The sequence below is a fragment of the Rhodococcus tukisamuensis NBRC 100609 genome (genome assembly GCF_001894985.1).
GTDB lineage: Bacteria > Actinomycetota > Actinomycetes > Mycobacteriales > Mycobacteriaceae > Rhodococcus_G > Rhodococcus_G tukisamuensis.
The window spans coordinates 1-15,915 of sequence record NZ_BCXG01000047.1 but is presented as its reverse complement, the minus strand read 5'-3'; the positions used below and the strand labels follow the sequence as shown (position 1 = coordinate 15,915).

The following is a 15,915-nucleotide window of genomic DNA, read 5'->3' as shown; positions in this document are numbered from 1 at the left end:
TTGGAATAAGTTACGGGACGTGGAGGAGAAGTACCAAATCGCCTGGTCAAAGGTCTGTAAGCCGTAAAAACCGTTCGTTTGGGCGGCATTCACCCCACGTTTTCCGGCTCAGTTCGCACTCAGACGTGCCAACACGCCTTCTGCACTACGTGCGGCGACCGAGCAGGCCCTCGCGGTGAACTGATCCACCATCGGATGTCCCGCCCAGGCCCGCCAGCGCCGCACCTCGGCCAGGGCCTCGTCCCGTTGCTGCGCGAGCGAGGCGTCGCGTTCCAGGCCGAGCCGCTCGACGTCCGCGACGCCCGATCCGCCGACCAGGCGCTGCAGCCGGGCTGCGTCCTCGCCCGGCAGCGAGGTCGCGGTGGAACGCAGCCGGCCGAGCAGCCGGATCTCCTGGAACCCGTGCACGTCGGACAGGGCCCTCCTTGTCTCTGCGAGCAGCCCTGCCGCCTCTGCCCCCGGGTCCACGGCCAGCACCCGTTCCAATGCGAGGAGAGCAGAGTGCGCCTTGAGCTGGTCCGCACGCTGGCCGAACTGCACGTCGATCACCTGGCGCAGCTCGTTGAGTCCACTGCGTTCGACCAACTCGGCCGCCAGGGTCGGAGAGTCGGAGGTACCCAGCGTGATGAGTGCGACCGCCAGCCGGATGCCGAACAGACCGAACCGGTGCGCCAGCTGCGCCCGGGTCGCCGCGTCCACCGGCAGCGGGCTGTCCGCCCTGGCAAAGCGGTCCGCCGAGAGCATCGCCAACTGCAGGTCCTCGGTCGGCACCTCGCTCAGCGCCCGGAACGCCTCGTACTCGCTCTGCCGGAGCGTCCGCGCACCCAGCGCGAGCAACCCGGCGACCGGGACCACGGCCTGACACAACCCGGTCCGCTCCAGTTCGGTCGCGAACCGGGACGCGACCTCCTTCGCGGACATCATCGCGTCGAGCCGGCCCGCACCCACCTCGTCGGCACGCGAGACCACCCCCACCACACCCAGCGGGCCCGACTCGCCGCCCACGTGCGCGCCGATCTGCCCGAGGAACTGGACGTCGGTCGCGTTCAGGGTGCGCAGCAGGTACACCACCGCGTCCGCCCCGGAAGCCGAGTTCTCCGGGGTGAGCATCTGCAGGGTCCGCGCCGAGACGTCGCGCGAGAGCGACGAGGTACCGGGGGTGTCGATGATGGTGGTGTGCTGCAGCGCCGTCGCCGGCCACTCCACGTCCAGCCGGTCCACGTCCGACGCAGTCAGCCTCCCCAGGTCGAAGGTGAGGCTGCCGTCCCGTCGCTGCACCGGGACGTTCGCGGACCGGTCGCCGTCGTACCAGGCGGTGACGGTGGGCGTGGCGCCGCTGCGGTACCAGGTGACGACGCGTGTGCACTCGGTCGCGTCGGTCGGTGCGATGTCCTGCCCGACCAGAGAGTTCAGCAGCGTCGACTTTCCGGCCTTGAGCGATCCGGCGAGCGCCACCCGCAGCGGCTCATCGATCCGCTGTGCGCACTCGTCCAGCTGCGCCCGCACCCCGGGCTCCGCCGAGTACACCCCACGCGCCGCGCCGATGAGCCCGCGCGCCCGGGGCAGTGCACCGGCGCTCACGCGGCCGGGCCCGTGGTGACGTCGTCGGCCGACTCGTCGGCGGGCAGCAGCCGGCCGGCCGCCTCCTTGAGCTCCGCGAGTTCGCGCATCTGCGCCTCGATCTGCGCGGCCCGCTCGGCGCGCTCGGCCGAGGCCAGGTTCGCCGCCTCCTGCGCGGCGCGGAGCGAGTCGTTCAACGACCGCAGCGTCTGCTCGGCGATCGCGGTGAAGTGGTCGCGCAGCAGCCGCTGGATCAGCCGCAGCCGATCCTTCGACTCCTTGCCGATCTGGAAGCTGACGTCGTCGACGAAACGCCGGATCGCGACCTTCGCCTCCCCGCGGCGTTTGAGAACGCGGCTCTCCTTGTCCTCCCGGTACGCCTTGGTGCCGAGCAGCAGGCCCGCACCGACGGAGATCGGGTTCACCAGCGCCATCCCCATCAGGGTGGTGATGAGCCCGAACATCAGCACCCCGCCGTAGGAGCCGCGCATACCCACCAGCACCTTCTGGGTGATGCCGATGCGTCCGGACTCGAGCTCCGCCAGCGACCCGACGGGCTCGAGGACACCGTCCAGGTCTGCGACATCCAGGTGCGGCAGGGCGACCGCCCCGGCCTCCGCGAAATGCTCGGCCACCACCTCCGCCAGCCACACCGCGCGGTCGTGCGCCCAGACGAAGTTGTCGCCGATCGAGGTGGCCACCTGCTGCTCGAGCCACTCCCCCAGCTGGGCCCAGTCCTTGCCCGGGTCGCCCTCGTCGACGGCCTGCTCCGCCTCCCGGGTCACGCGGCGCAGCCGGTCCCGCAGGTCGTGGTCGATGTCGGCGGCCAGGTCGGTGACGCCGTCGGAGAGGGTCTGCTGCCACAGCGAGGTGCGCTTGTGCAGTTCCTCGGCCGACACCTTGGCCTTCTGCAGTTCCGCGACGGCGGCGGCGCCCTTGGCCGGGTCACGCAGTGCGGCCAGTTCGCTGCCCAACGCGAGGGTGAGGTGCTCGGACACCGAGTGCACGTCGAGGGCGACGGCTCGTCGGGTCGTCGCGTCGGCACGGGCCACCACCGCGTCGCGGAGGAAGTCGTAGAGCGCGGCGAAGCCGGACTCCTCGTTCAGTTCCACGTCCTCGAGTCGCAGCGCGTGCGACCGCAGCGCGGACGACACCGGGATCAGCGGCACCCGCAGGCCCTCACGCTCGAGGTGACCGCGGTCGGCCTCGACGATCTCGCGCCAGTGCGGGTACAGGTCGGTCTTGCTGATCAGGCAGGCCACCGCGGGACACAGGCCCTGCACCTGACGGACGAAGGCGAGTTCCGGTTCGGTGAACTCCTGGCTGGCGTCCGAGAGCACCAGCACCGCGTCCGCCGCCGGCAGCAGGCCCAGGGTGCTCGCGGCATGCGGGTTCCCGTGGCCGCCGACGCCGGGCGTGTCCACCAGCACCAACCCGTCGGCGAGCAGCGGGCTGGGCACGTTGACCTCCACCCGCAGCACCTCACGACCGCCGGCCAGCGGGGACGTCGGGGTGACGTGGCCCAGGTCGTCGAGGGGCAGGGCCACCCGGACCGGCTCGGAGCCGGGCTCCGCCAGCACCAGCTCCGCGAAAGCGGTCTCGGCGTTCTGCACGACGGTGGGCACCGCGGTGGTCTCGTCGTCGCCGACGGTGCAGACGTTCAGGTTCAGCAGCGAGTTGACCAGCTGGCTCTTGCCCTGCTTGAGCGGGCCGACCACGACGATGCGCATCCGCGGGTCGAGCACCCGCCGGGTGGCGGCGTCCAGGCGGGCGACGAGGTCGGCCCGCTCCGCCGCCGCGGCGACCCGCCCGGCGCGTTCGAGCAGTGCGACCTGCTCCGCACCGGCCGCCTCCCGCCGCTGCGCCGTGGTCGTCGGCGACGCCGACCCCCGGTCTCCCGTTGTCTGCGCGGCAGCCACTCCAGATGCGTTGTGCATGAACCCGACCCACTATCTCTCCGCGAAGACCAGCCCCGCACTCGGCATAGCGGGTGCGGGGCTGGTTTCGTTACAAAATCGCCGTGATCTACGGGTGCAGCAGATCCGTGTGGCCCGCGGCGTCCGCGCCGGTGTGCGTCTCGGTCGCGGCGTCGAGATGCTGGTCGCCGAAGAGGCTGCCGCCCGCCGCGCCGGTCCCGTCGGCGAACAGGCCGGCGTCGTGCGTCGTGACGGTCTCGCTGCCGAACGCGTTCGAGGCGTCGACCGCCGACCAGGCATTGCCGCCGGCCGCGCCCGTGACGTCGCCGACGCCGTGACCGACCGAGGAGACCGCGCCGGTCAGGCCCGAGGTGAGCCCGCCTACCAGGTCCGTGCCGCCGCCGACCGCACCACCGGCACTCGCACCACCGGCGACGCCGCCGCCGATTCCGCCGCCGAGGTTCGCCACCGCGTCGAGCCCGGACGTCAGTCCCGCGCCGGCACCCGCAATGCCGGAGACCGCGCCGGTCAGGCCCGCTCCCGCGTCCGCCAGCCCGGACACCGCACCGGTCAGGCCGGCGCCCGCGTCGGTGACGCCCGAGACCGCGCCGCTCAGGCCGGCCCCGGCGTCGACCGCCGAGTGGACGGTGCCGGACAGGTCGGTGCCGAGCCCGGCACCCGCGTCGACCAGGCCGCCGAGACCGCCCGTCAGTCCGCTCGTCAGGCCCGCGCCGAGGCCGGCCGCCGTGTCGAGGCCGCCGGCCAGGCCCGCACCGAGGTCAGCCACACCGTCGAGTCCGCCGCTCGCGGCGCCGTCGAGGGTCGTGCTGAGGTCGCCGCCGACATCGGCACCCGCACCGAGCAGGCCGCCGAGCGCGGAGTCCACGCCGCCGGTCAGGCCACCGGTGACGTCGCCGCCCAAATCCAGGAGTCCGCCGATTCCGGCGCCCGCACCGAGCAGTCCGTCCAGTGCACCGGTCGCGGAACCGCCGACGCCGAGCGCCGACTCGAGCGCGGTGCCCAGCGAGGCCCCGGCCTCTCCGCCCACGCCGAGCGCGCCGCCGAGCGCGGTGCCCAGGCCCAGCCCCAGACCGGCGTCGACGCCGAGTCCGCCGCCCACCTCGCCGCCCAGTCCGGCGCCGAGCACTCCGCCGAGCGCGGCACCCAGGTCCGACCCGATCTCGCCGCCGACCCCGAAGGCGCTCTCCAGCACCCCGCCGAGCCCGGCGCCCGCACCGAGGTCCAGGTCCGCGACGCCCAGGGCGGTGTCCAGCGCGGCCCCGAGGCCCGCGGTGAGCCCGCCGTCGACGCCGAGCGCACCACCGAGCGCGGAGCTCACCGCTCCGCCGAGACCGCCCTCCAGGTCGAGCAGCCCACCGAGGTCGAGGCCGCCGCCGACCAGTCCGTCCAGTGCGGTGCCCAGTGCCGCGCCAAGTTCGCCGCCGACGCCGCCGTCCGCACCGAGGGCGGCGCTCAGGGCCGCACTGAGGTCACCGGCCAGGTCGCCGCCGAGTGCCCCGCCGAGACCGCCGGCCAGTTCACCGCCGAGCAGCCCACCGAGGTCGAGGCCCGTCAGTCCGCCCGCGCCGAGCGCGCCCTCCAGCGCGGCGCCGAGGCCCGCGGCCAGTCCGCCGTCGAGATCGAGGGCGCCGCCGAGCACGCCGCCCAGCGCGCCACCGAGGTCGAGGCCCCCACCCAGGGCCGCCTCGAGCGCGCCGCCGAGGCCGCCCTCCGCGCCGAGCACGCCACCGAGCACGCCGCCCAGCGCGGCACCGACGTCCGTGCCGATGCTGCCGCCGACGCCGAGCGCGCCACCGAGCACCGTGCTCAACGTCGCGCCGAGGTCCACGCCGCCGCCGAGCAGCGCGCCGAGGTCGAGATCCGCCAGGCCACCGGCACCGAGCGCCGCGTCCAGGGCGGTGCCCAGGCCCGCGGTGAGGTCACCGCCGACGCCGAGGGCGCCGCCCAGCGCCCCGGCCAGTCCGGCACCGAGACCCAGTCCCGCATCCAGGTCGAGGCCGGTGTCCACGAGTCCGCCCAGCACGCCACCGAGGGCGCCGCCGAGGTCCGTGCCGATGCTGCCGCCGGCCCCGAGGGCACCGCCGAGGGCCGCGCTGAGCGCGGCGCTCAGGTCCCCGGCCAGGCCGCCCGCGAGACCGCCCGTCAGGGTGCCGCCGAGGTCGACGAGTCCACCGAGACCGGCGTCCAGGCCGCCGCCGAGCAGTCCGGCCAGGTCGACGTCGAGCAGTCCGCCCGCACCGAGGGCCGCGTCGAGGGCGCCGCCCAGCGTCCCGGTCAGGTCGCCACCGATCCCGAGGGCACCGCCGAGGGCCGCGCCGAGTCCGGCACCGAGGTCCAGGCCGCCGCCGAGCGCCGCCGCGAGGTCCGCGCCCAGGCTGCCGCCCGCGCCGACAGCGGCGCCGAGCACGCCGCCCAGTGCCGCACCGAGGTCGGCGCCGAGCGATCCGCCGACCCCCAGGGCCGCGCCGAGCACCGCGCCCAGGTCCAGGGCGCCGCCCAGGTCGGCCAGCCCGCCGAGGTCGATGTCGGTGATGCCGCCGAGCGCCGCGCCGAGGGCCAGGCCGAGGTCCGCGACCACCTCGCCGCCGACGCCGACCGCACCGCCGAGCGCCGCGCTGATCGCGCCGCCGAGGTCGAGGGCGCCGCCGAGGTCGAGCAGTCCGCCGAGGTCGAGGCCGGTGCCGACCGCGGCGTGCAGCGCGGCGCCCAGTGCCGCCCCGAGCTCCGCACCGATCGTGCCGCCGATCTCCAGGGCCGCCTGCAGCGCGGCGCTCAGGGCCGCGCCGACCTCGCCGCCGAAGTCGAAGTCGAAGTCGCCGCCGATGCCGCCGCCCAGACCCGCGCCCAGCCCGAGACCGGCACCGGCGCCCAGGCCCAACCCGCCACCGAGTCCGCCACCGAGACCGCCGCCGAGTCCCGCGCCGAGCCCACCACCGAGACCCGCGCCCAGGCCGGCGTCACCGGCTGCGCCGAGGCCCGCGCCCAGGATGCTGGTCAGCGCGCCGCCGCCGCCGGCGAACAGCCCCGACTCGGCGACCATCGGAGCCACCGCCGCGATGTCCGCCTGGCAGACGCCGCCGAGCCCGGCCGCCGCGAGCACGCCGTCCGGGTTGGCGCAGTACGCCGCACGGGCCTCGTCGTCGCGCAGCAGGCTGAGGATGAAGTCGAGAAGCGCGTTGGTGGCCATGTCGGTCTCCTGGTGGTCGGCGCGGGCCGGCAGTGCACCCACGAAAGTTCAATGCACTCGACGCTATGGACCCCGGACGCCCGGCCCAACGGGGCGAACTCCCCCCGTCTCCGCCGACGCCCCGGGGTAGGGGGAATAGGGGATCTCCCGCGCATAGGGGAAATGCCCCTCATCTGCGGATTCGGGGTGAAATCCGGTAACAGAACCGGTCCGCGCGACGACAGTGACATAGACAGCGGTTCCCAATTCACCGCATCTGCGAGCACAGGAGAATGACGATGTCGGTAGGACTCGGCCTCACGGTTGGCTCCGTCGGTTCGGTCGCCGCGACCGACGATGTGGCGATCGCCGGCGGGCGGACCACGATCGCCACGGACTCGACGTTGACGCTGCCCGCCGACGGGTCGTCGCCCGTGCTGGCGCTGACCGCGCCGGGCGAGTCACCCTGCCCGGGCGTCACCGTGTCCGGCTTCGCCTCCCGCGTCGGCGACCCCGTCGCTCTGGTCGCCGAGGACGGGTCGACGCACACCGGCGAGGACCTCGTCGCCGCCGCCATGCGCGGCCTCGTCGACGTCGCGACCACGACGCTCGACGAACCGACGACCGTGGTCGCGGCCCACCCCGCGGTGTGGCACGACTACCCGGTCGACGCGCTGCGCCGCGCACTCGACCGCGCCGGCCTGCCCGACGTCACCCTGGTCTCCGAGCCCGAGGCTGCGGTCACGTGGCTGCGCCGGAACCGGCCGTCCGTCGACGACGGGCCGGTGCTGGTCTACGACCTCGGTGGCAGTGGCCTCGACGTGACGCTGGTCGGCGGCGGCGACCGGCCCCGGATCCTCGGCCGCGCGCTGCGGACCGAGGACATCTCCGGCGCCGAGTTCGACCATCTGACGCTGCGCTACGTCATGGACGGCGCCGTCGACGACCCCACCGAGCTCGACCCGATGAACCCCGACACGGTGACCGCGCTGGCCGAGCTGCGGGCGCGCTGCCGGCGGGCGAAGGAGGCGTTGTCCTCGGACACCGAGACGGTGATCGCCGTCGACCTGCCGGGCACCCGACGCGACGTCCGGCTGGTGCGCGAGGAGCTCGAGGACCTGATCCGCGGGCCGCTGGGCGAGTCGCTGGAACTGGTTCGCGAATCGTTGCGCAGCGCGGGCGTCGAGACCTCCGACGTGAGCGCGGTGCTGCTCACCGGCGGCAGCGCGGCCATCCCGCTGGTCGCCGAACTGCTGTCCGCGGACCTGCGCCTGCCCGTCGTCGCGGACGTCGACCCGGCCCAGACCGCGGCGAAGGGGGCGGCGATCCTCGGCACCGCCCTGGCCGCTGCCGCCGTCGCCGCACCCGCGGTGGTGGCAGCCGCGACCGACGAGGACACGGCCACCGCCCCGCTCGGCACCGTCGCCCTCGCCACGACCAGCGCGGTCGTGGCCCCGCCTCGGGTCTCCGCGGCTCCCGTCCCGCGGCGGCGTCACGGCGCCGGGTTGACCGCCCCGAAGAAGGCCGCCGTGGTGGGCGCCGCCGTGGCCGCGGTCGCGCTGTTGGCCGCGGGCGGACTCTCCCTCGGCACCCCGTTCGGCACCGGGACTCCGGCACCGGCGAACACCGCGGTCACCGACCACAGCACCCGGAACAAGCCCGCGCCGGCCGGGGTGGCGGTGGCCGTCAACCCGGATGGCACCCCCGCCGCCGTCCCGGTGGCCGACGCGGCCGTCTCCGGTCTGTCCGGGGCCGCGGGCGCGACCAACGCCAACCTCCCGCTGGCCGGGCGGACGGGCGGTTCGGCAACCACCGACAACGCGGCCCCCGCAACGCCGGGTGCCCCCGCGGCGCCCGGCGCCCCGGCACCGGCCCCCGCACCGGGTGCCCCCGCACCCGCCCCCGCACCCGCACCCGCACCCGCACCGGCTCCCGCTCCCGCTCCGGCCCCGGCCCCCGCACCGGCTCCGGCGCCCGCGCCCGCCCCTGCGCCGGGGCCCTCCGGTGACGGCGGCGCCGGCGTCGCGAACGGCGTCGTGAACGGCGTCGGCGGCGTGGCCAACGGCGCGGGCGCCGTGGTCGACGGGGTCGGCCAGGGACTCGGCGGCGTCGTCGGCGGCCTCGGCGGGGTGGTGGGCGGCCTCGGCAACGGCGTCGGCAACGTCCTCGGCGCCGTCGTCGGCGGCGAGTAGGCCGGACCAGGTGAGGAGCGAGGCAAAGGTGTTGGCATCCGGCTCCGTGGCCACCCCCGCGACCGCGTCGGCGGCCGCCCGGGCGCTGCTGGCCGACGCGCGCCACGGGCACCCCCACCGACTGGTGCGGGGCGCGTCGGGCACAGGGAAGTCCGCGCTGCTCGCGGCGGTCCGGGACGCCGCCGACGGGGCGTCGGACGCAATGGTTTTCAGTGGCGCCGCGCCCGGCGGTGCGGTGTTCGACGGTGCCGCGCCGCCGCCGGGCTCGGTGGTGCTGGTCGACGACGCCCACCTGCTCGCCGCGCGCAGCCTCTCGGCCCTGACCGAGGTCGCCGCCCGCCCCAACGTCACCCTCGTCGTCGCCGCCGAACCTCGCCCCGCCAACGACGCACTGCGCGCGCTGTCCGCCACCCTCGACGGCACCGTTGCCCTGGGGCACCTCTCGCCCCGTGACACCGCTGCGCATGCGGAACTGGTGCTGGGCATGAGCCTGCCGCCGCAGGTCGTCGCGCTGGTGCACCGGCTCAGTGGCGGGCTCCCCCGCTGCGTCGACGCTGCCCTCGCACCCCTGCGTGCCGGCGGCCTGACCCGGGACGGCCTAGACCGGGCCCTGACAGCGGCGGTCACGGACTGCCACCACGACGTGCTCGGCGGGCTCGACGCCGACCTGCTGGCCGCCCTGGCCGTCGCGACCACCGGCGCCGGGCTGGACGCCGCGGAACTCGGCCGAACCCTCGAACTCGTGCCGGACGCCGCCCGCGACCTGGTGGACCGGACCCGCGCCTGCGGGCTGGTGCTGCCGTCGGGCGCCCTGCTCGCCTCGGCGCACGAACCCCTGCGGTCGTTGCTCGGCGCCCAGCGGGTGGCCGGGCTGCAGGCCGAGGCGTTGCGGGCCCGGGTCACGCTGGGGACGCTGGACCTCCCCTCCGCCCGCGCCTTCGCCGAGGCGGGGGTGACGGACCCTGTCCTTGCCGAGTTCCTGTGCGAGCAAGCCGAACTCGCCCCGCCCCGTCGGGCCGCCGAGCTGTACGCGTCCGCACTGCGGGCCGGCGCCGACGGCCCACGCCTGGCGCTGCGCCGAGCGGAGGCGGCCGGACTCGGCGGCGACCTGGACACCGCGGTCCGGTTGGCGGACGGCCGGCTCGAGCACGCCGCGGACCTTCCGGCCGCCGAACTGGCGGCCGCGGTGCGGATTGCGGCGAGCGTCGCCGCGCACCAGGGCATGGTGTCCCGCAGCGCCGACCTGTACGAGTGGCTCGGCCCGGCGCGCGCCGGGGTTGACCGCCCGGTCGCGGCGATGGTGCTGCTGGCCGCCGGCCGACCCGAGTCGGCGTCCGTCATGTCCGGCATCGCGCTGTCCGACAACGGAACTGGTGGCCCGCCACCGAGCCCGGTGCCGCCCACGTCGGGTGCGGCCGCCGCGACCCTGCTCGCGGACGGCCTGCGGCAGTCGCTCGACGGGTCCACCGCGATCGCGCTGAACACCCTGACCCGCGCGCTGTCCCTGGGCGCCAACGCATCACGCACCACCTTCCTGCCGGACACCGGTGCGGCGGTCACCGCCCTGGCGGCACTGCACTGCGGTGAACTCGACCGGGCCCGTGCGGTGCTGCAGCGGGCGCTGGACACCGACGCGGAGGGCGGGGTGAGCCGGGCCCGGCACCTGCTGCTGCTCGCCTGGGTGTCGATGACCCATGGCGACCTCGATTCCGCTGCGCAGGAACTGAACTCGGTCTCGTCCGACGACCTGAACCCCCGCGACGCGCTGTTCGCCGCGGCGCTGCGGGTGGGCCTGGCCCGTCGCACCGGCGACGTCGGTGCACTGCGCCAGTCCTGGGAGCGGGCGCAGACGGTGGTCGCCGAGCACTGCGTGGACCTGCTGAGCCTGCTGCCGCTGGGCGAGCTGTGGCTGGCCGCGGCCCGGCTGCGGGAACTGCACCGCGTCGCGCACCTGGTGGACCAGGCCCGCGAGCTGCTGACGCGGCTCGGCGAGCCGCCGCTGTGGGGTTCGCCGCTGCACTGGTACGGGGTGCAGGCCGCCATCCTGGCCGAGACACCCGCCGACCTGGTGCCGCACGCCCACGCGCTCGGCGTCGCCGCCGAGACCAGCACCTACGCGGCCGGACTGGCCCGCGCCGGCCGCGCCTGGCTGCGGGTGCTGCAGGGCGAGACCGACGCGACCGAGGTGGAACAGTCCGCCCGCACCCTGGCCGGGATCGGCCTGCCCTGGGACGGCGCCCGGCTGGCCGGCGAGGCCGCGCTGCGCGCCACCGACACCCCCGCCGCGACCGCCCTGCTGCAGGTGGCACGGTCGTTGCGCCCGGCTGCGCCGATTCCCGCCGACGTCGCACCCGCGGCGGGCACCGCGGCCCAGTCCGCGCCCACCGGGGGTCTGACGGAGCGGGAGTCGGACGTGGCGCGCCTGCTGGTGACGGGCCTGACCTACCGGGACATCGGCGCGCGGTTGTTCATCTCCGCGAAGACCGTCGAGCACCACGTGGCGCGGATCCGACGCCGGCTCGACGCCCCGACCCGGGCCGAGATGCTCTCGATGCTGCGGGCCATGGGTTACGGCGGGTAGGAGCCTTCCCCCGTCCGCGTCGCGGGACTACGTTTGGAACCGCACGTGCGCGATCCGAAGAGGTCTCCTGCCAGGGGCGTGACCGGAAGGGTGAAGCCGATGCCGTACAGGGTTGGCGTGTTCGTCGGCAGTCTCTCGAAGAACTCCATCAACCGCAGGCTCGCGACGGCACTGGTGCGCCGGAGCCCCGACGGACTGGCGATGCAGGAGATCCCGATCCGGGACCTGCCGCTCTACAACCACGACTACGACGCCGAGTACCCGCCCGTGGGCGTGGCGTTCAAGGCGGCCGTCGCGAGCGTGGACGCGCTGATCTTCGTCACCCCCGAGTACAACCGCTCCATCCCCGGCGCGCTGAAGAACGCGATCGACTGGGGTTCTCGGCCGTGGGGCCAGAACTCGTTCGCGCTCAAGCCTTCCGGGGTGATCGGCACCTCGCCGGGCCACATCGGCACCGCCGTGGCGCAGCAGCACCTGCGCAGCGTGCTGTCGTTCGTGAACTCGCCGGAACTGGCTCAGCCGGAGGCGTACATCCAGTTCCACGACGGCTTGATCACCGAGGACGGCGAGGTCACCGTCGAGTCCACCGCCGAGCTCCTCGACAAGTGGCTGCGACTGTACGAGGAATTCGTGTGCAAGGTGATCAGCGTCAACCCTAAACCGGCGCCGTAGCCCGCCTCAGCGAGGAGCGGGCGCAAGCACCATCACCGGGATCCGCCGGTCGGTGGCCCGCTTCTCGTAGCCCGCCCAGCCCGGGTAGATCTCGAGGCCACGGCGCCACAACCGGTCCCGCTCGTCGCCCTCGGCCTCGTACGCGTACATCTGCCGCGGCGCTCCGCCGGACACCACTACGGTGCACTCGGGATTCTTGCGCAGGTTGTAGAACCACGCCGGGTTCCCGTGCTGGCCGTAGTTCGACGCGATCACCACCACCCGGTCGCCGTCGAGCAGACCGAGCAGTGGGAGGGTGCGGCGAATCCCGCTCTTGGCCCCGGTGGTGGTGAGCATTACCACCGGCAGCCCGGTCAGCATGCTGGTGAAGGTGCGTCGGCCGTTGGTCATCCGGAATACCGGACGGTCGATGTGGTGCAGCGTATGCGCGTAGAACCACGCCATCGGCGCGGTGCCCGCGGAGGCGCGCATCACCTTGTAGAACGGATTGGTGTCCCGGAAACTCTGCGACGCAGTCACGGCTTCAACATAGTTCACCGCGGGCTGCGAGACGAGACCCTCACCGCCGCAGGACGACCGACGCCTCCGAGGTGAGCGACGAGAAGGTCAGCGACTCCTCGAGGTAGAGAGTCACCTCACGGTCGGTGTGACTGTCGTAGCCGATCGACAGGTCCGCGCCGAGGGTCAACTGGTTGTCCCCGCCCCGGGTCGACAGCACGTAGCCGCCCTGCACCGCCGGCGCCCAGACGACGTCGGCCACCAGGTCCTTGAGGTGGTGGAACACCGGATGGCCCTCGTCCCGGGTCTCGCTCACCGCGGTGTACGCGTCCGCGTCGAGGACCACCGCGTACGGTCCCTCGACGCCGGCCAGTCGCAGCGCCGACAGCGCCGACGCCACCGCGTCGGGGACGGCCAGCGGGTCCGCCGGCATCTCGAGCACCGGGTTGCTGCTCGACGGCCCGAGCCCACGGATGCCCGCCTCCTCGAATCCGTCGAACACGGCGCGGTCCTCGGCGAAGGCGATCGCCTTGGCCGCGTCCTTCACCGGCTGCCAGTCCGAGTCCAGCGAGCCCCGCGCCACGTCGTCCACCTCGGCGCGGCTGAGCGTGAACTGGAACCGCAACTCCACCAGCGGGTGCACCTGGCGCTGCTGCGCGCGAATACGACTGTCCGAGGACCTGATCGGGCGCACCCGGCCCAGGTTGTGCGCTGAGTACTCGTACCCGAGCGGGCCCACCACGTCCACCACCCGCCGGCCGGCGACGTGCCGCTTGAAGGTCCGGGCGGCCTCCTCGCCGATCTGCTCCCACGCGGCCTCGGTGACCGGGGCCAGCCGACGGTGCAGGTTGCTCGAATCAGTCATTGCGCCACTCCTTTGAGGTCGCCGATCTGCAGGGACTTTCCGTACCGGTCGGACTCGGCGCCGGCGGGCAACGATGCGTCGTCTCCAGTTGCAGCGCCGGGCGTCTCGGGATCGCCGAGCGATTCCAGGACGTCCAGGCTGGGGGCGAAGAAGAGCGTGCCGGTCACGGCAGTGGAGAAGTCGAGGATGCGGTCGTAGTTGCCGGGCGGGTCGCCGAGGAACATGTGGCGGAGCATCTCCTCGGTGACCGAAGGGTCCTTGGCGTAGCCGATGAAGTACGTGCCGAACTCGGCGTCGCCGAGGCTGCCGAAGGGCATGTTGTCCCGCAGGATCTCCCGCTCGGTGCCGTCCGCGTCGACCAGTGTGTTCAGCGCGACGTGCGAGTTGCTCGGCTTCACGGTGTCCGCGAGTTCGACGTTCTCGACCTTGGTCCGTCCGATCACCCGCTCCTGGTCCTCGACGGTGAGCGACTGCCAGGCGGCCATGTCGTGCAGGTACTTCTGGACGATCACGTAGCTGCCGCCGGCGAACTCCTCGTCCTCGGCACCGACGAGGGCCGCCGCCCCGGCACCGGAGCCGACGGGGTTCTCCGTGCCGTCGACGAAGCCGAGCAGGTCGCGCGCGTCGAAGTAGCGGAACCCGGTGACGTCGTCGACGACGGTCGCCGCGTCGCCGAGCGCGTCGACGATCAGCCGGCCCAGCTCGAAGCAGAGGTCCGCGCGCGCCGCCTTGATGTGGAAGAGCACGTCGCCGGGCGTCGACGGGGCGCTGTGCACCTCGCCCCGCAACGGCACGAAGGGATGCAGGCCCGTCGGCCGGGTCCGCGGACCCGCCCGGTCCCACAGGTCGGAGCCGAGGCCGACGACGCATTTCAGCGAGCCGGCCAACTCACGGAAACCGACCGCCCGGACCAGCGATCCGACGTCCGCGCTCACCTCCAGGACCCGCCGTGCGTCCTCTCGCGAGGGACCCGCCGCCACCACCAGGAACAGTGCGGCCGAGCTGAGTGGTTCGAGGACGGGTTGCGGTTCGGGGCGGCTCATCGTGCTCCCGGAAGTTCGCGGCGGGGCTGCGGTTTTCCCGCCTGTGCGCGCACTCCACCTGAGGGTAGGACACCACCGGCGCCACCGCAGGGAGAGCAGACGACCCTGGTGGCGACGGCCCGAGGCAATCGGCTGGTTAAGGTGAACGCCAGTAGCGGCAACCGCCGCCGAACACGAGGAGACACGACATGACCGCGGGTCTCGGGCTGCGGGTGGGCGACACCACGGCCACCGCCATCCTGCAGCGGGGCGGCGACCTGCTCGACGAGCCACCGGCCGTGGTGCGGGCAGCGACCCTGTTGCTCGGCGAGGACGCGGCGGTCCTCGGCGCACCGGCCGACCGCGAGGGCGTGCTGTCGCGGTTCACCTCACGGGTCGGCGACCCGGCCGGGCTGAGCGCGCCCGACGGAACGTCGTACCTCGCGGAAGACCTCGTCGCGACGGCAGTCAGTGGCCTGCTGCTGGCCGCGACCGCGGAGTTCCCCGACGACTTCCCGAACAATGCCGCCCTCCCGGTGGTCGCCACCTACCCCTCACACTGGGACGCCGCCACCGTGGCCGCCCTGCGCGAGGCGCTCGACCACGTCGGCCAGGCGTCGGTGACGCTGATGCCCGACGCGGTGGCCGCCGTGGCCTGGCTCGAGGCCGCGCACGGCCCGCTCGGCGACGCCGTGGTCGCGGTGTACCACCTCGGCTCGGCGGGCCTGGACGTCTCGCTGGTCCGCACCGGCGAAGACGCCGGGCTGCTGCGGCCGTCGACCTACACCACCCTGTTCGGCGGCGACAGCCTCGACCGCACCGTCGTCGAGCACGTGCTCTCCGTCGTCGCCGCCGATCTCGGGCCGGTCGACACCGCCGATCCGGCGACCCGTGCGCAACTGACGACGCTGCGCGAACGCTGCCGCGAGGCCAGGGAACAACTGTCGACGCAGGACACCGCTGCCGTGCCCGTCGAGGTCGGGGGCGCCCACACCAGCGTCACCCTGACGCGGACCGAACTGGACGAGATGCTCCGCGGCCAGGTCGCCGGGTCGCTGACGATGGTCGAGGAGAGCATCCGCGCCCACGAACTCGAACCCGCCGGCGTGCGGACGGTGCTGCTGACCGGTGGCGGTTCGGCCATGCCGCTGGTCGCCGAACTCGCCGCGCAGACCCTCGACCTGCCGACCGTCTCCGCACCGGAGCCCGGCCGGGCGGTCGCGCACGGCGCCGCGATCCTCGCCGGCGGCGCCGGCCCGGCGCTGCTCGCGAGCGGCGGCATCGCGCTCGCGGTGGGAGGCGTCGCGCTCGCCGCCGATGCCGCGGCCCTGGACGGCGACGCGGCCCCGGCCTCGCCCCTGGACGGCGACGCCGACACCGATTCCATCCCGGTCGTGACGCCGGACGCGGGACTGAGCACCG

The 15,915-nt window shown here is 74.3% G+C and carries 10 protein-coding genes; 4 read left to right on the top strand and 6 right to left on the bottom strand.

Annotated features, from left to right (window positions below):
- Nucleotides 1–108: 108 nt before the first annotated feature.
- The 3 genes from RT2_RS24715 to RT2_RS24705 all read right to left on the bottom strand — a co-directional run bounded on the left by RT2_RS24715 (nucleotide 109) and on the right by RT2_RS24705 (nucleotide 6,684).
- Nucleotides 109–1,581, bottom strand: coding sequence for a dynamin family protein (locus tag RT2_RS24715; protein WP_072847450.1), 1,473 nt, complete (start codon nucleotides 1,579–1,581; stop codon nucleotides 109–111).
- Entirely contained in the window at nucleotides 1,578–3,497 is a 1,920-nt protein-coding gene (locus RT2_RS24710) for a dynamin family protein (protein WP_083577606.1), read from the bottom strand. The genes RT2_RS24715 and RT2_RS24710 overlap by 4 nt, the downstream gene beginning before the upstream one ends.
- 88 nt (nucleotides 3,498–3,585) lie before the next feature.
- A complete protein-coding gene (locus RT2_RS24705) occupies nucleotides 3,586–6,684 on the bottom strand; it encodes an IniB N-terminal domain-containing protein (RefSeq protein WP_217635591.1) in 3,099 nt (1,032 codons plus the stop codon).
- 278 nt (nucleotides 6,685–6,962) lie between these two features.
- On the opposite strand from RT2_RS24705, the gene RT2_RS24700 reads away from it, so the two are divergent.
- The 3 genes from RT2_RS24700 (at nucleotide 6,963) to RT2_RS24690 (ending at nucleotide 12,108) form a co-directional block, all read left to right on the top strand.
- On the top strand, nucleotides 6,963–8,855 hold the full coding sequence (locus RT2_RS24700) for an Hsp70 family protein (RefSeq protein WP_083577605.1): 1,893 nt from the start codon (nucleotides 6,963–6,965) through the stop codon (nucleotides 8,853–8,855).
- A 10-nt stretch (nucleotides 8,856–8,865) separates the two neighbouring features.
- On the top strand, nucleotides 8,866–11,436 hold the full coding sequence (locus tag RT2_RS24695) for a LuxR C-terminal-related transcriptional regulator (RefSeq protein WP_245709245.1): 2,571 nt from the start codon (nucleotides 8,866–8,868) through the stop codon (nucleotides 11,434–11,436).
- A gap of 99 nt (nucleotides 11,437–11,535) precedes the next feature.
- Nucleotides 11,536–12,108: an NADPH-dependent FMN reductase gene (locus RT2_RS24690; protein ID WP_072847452.1), complete on the top strand. Its 573-nt coding sequence runs from the start codon at nucleotides 11,536–11,538 to the stop codon at nucleotides 12,106–12,108.
- Between the two features lie 6 nt (nucleotides 12,109–12,114).
- Here RT2_RS24690 and RT2_RS24685 read toward each other — a convergent pair whose 3' ends face one another.
- Genes RT2_RS24685 through RT2_RS24675 form a run of 3 tightly spaced genes read right to left on the bottom strand, consistent with a single transcriptional unit; the run spans nucleotide 12,115 to nucleotide 14,514 of the window.
- Nucleotides 12,115–12,627: a nitroreductase family deazaflavin-dependent oxidoreductase gene (locus tag RT2_RS24685; protein WP_083577604.1), complete on the bottom strand. Its 513-nt coding sequence runs from the start codon at nucleotides 12,625–12,627 to the stop codon at nucleotides 12,115–12,117.
- Nucleotides 12,628–12,667: 40 nt separating this feature from the next.
- Nucleotides 12,668–13,471, bottom strand: coding sequence for a family 1 encapsulin nanocompartment shell protein (locus tag RT2_RS24680; RefSeq protein WP_072847447.1), 804 nt, complete (start codon nucleotides 13,469–13,471; stop codon nucleotides 12,668–12,670).
- Complete coding sequence (locus RT2_RS24675) at nucleotides 13,468–14,514, bottom strand: Dyp-type peroxidase (RefSeq protein WP_072847446.1); 1,047 nt, start codon at nucleotides 14,512–14,514, stop codon at nucleotides 13,468–13,470. The genes RT2_RS24680 and RT2_RS24675 overlap by 4 nt, the downstream gene beginning before the upstream one ends.
- A gap of 188 nt (nucleotides 14,515–14,702) precedes the next feature.
- Here RT2_RS24675 and RT2_RS24670 point away from each other — a divergent pair.
- The coding region (locus tag RT2_RS24670) for an Hsp70 family protein (RefSeq protein WP_169888577.1) at nucleotides 14,703–15,915 on the top strand (1,213 nt) is incomplete at its 3' end.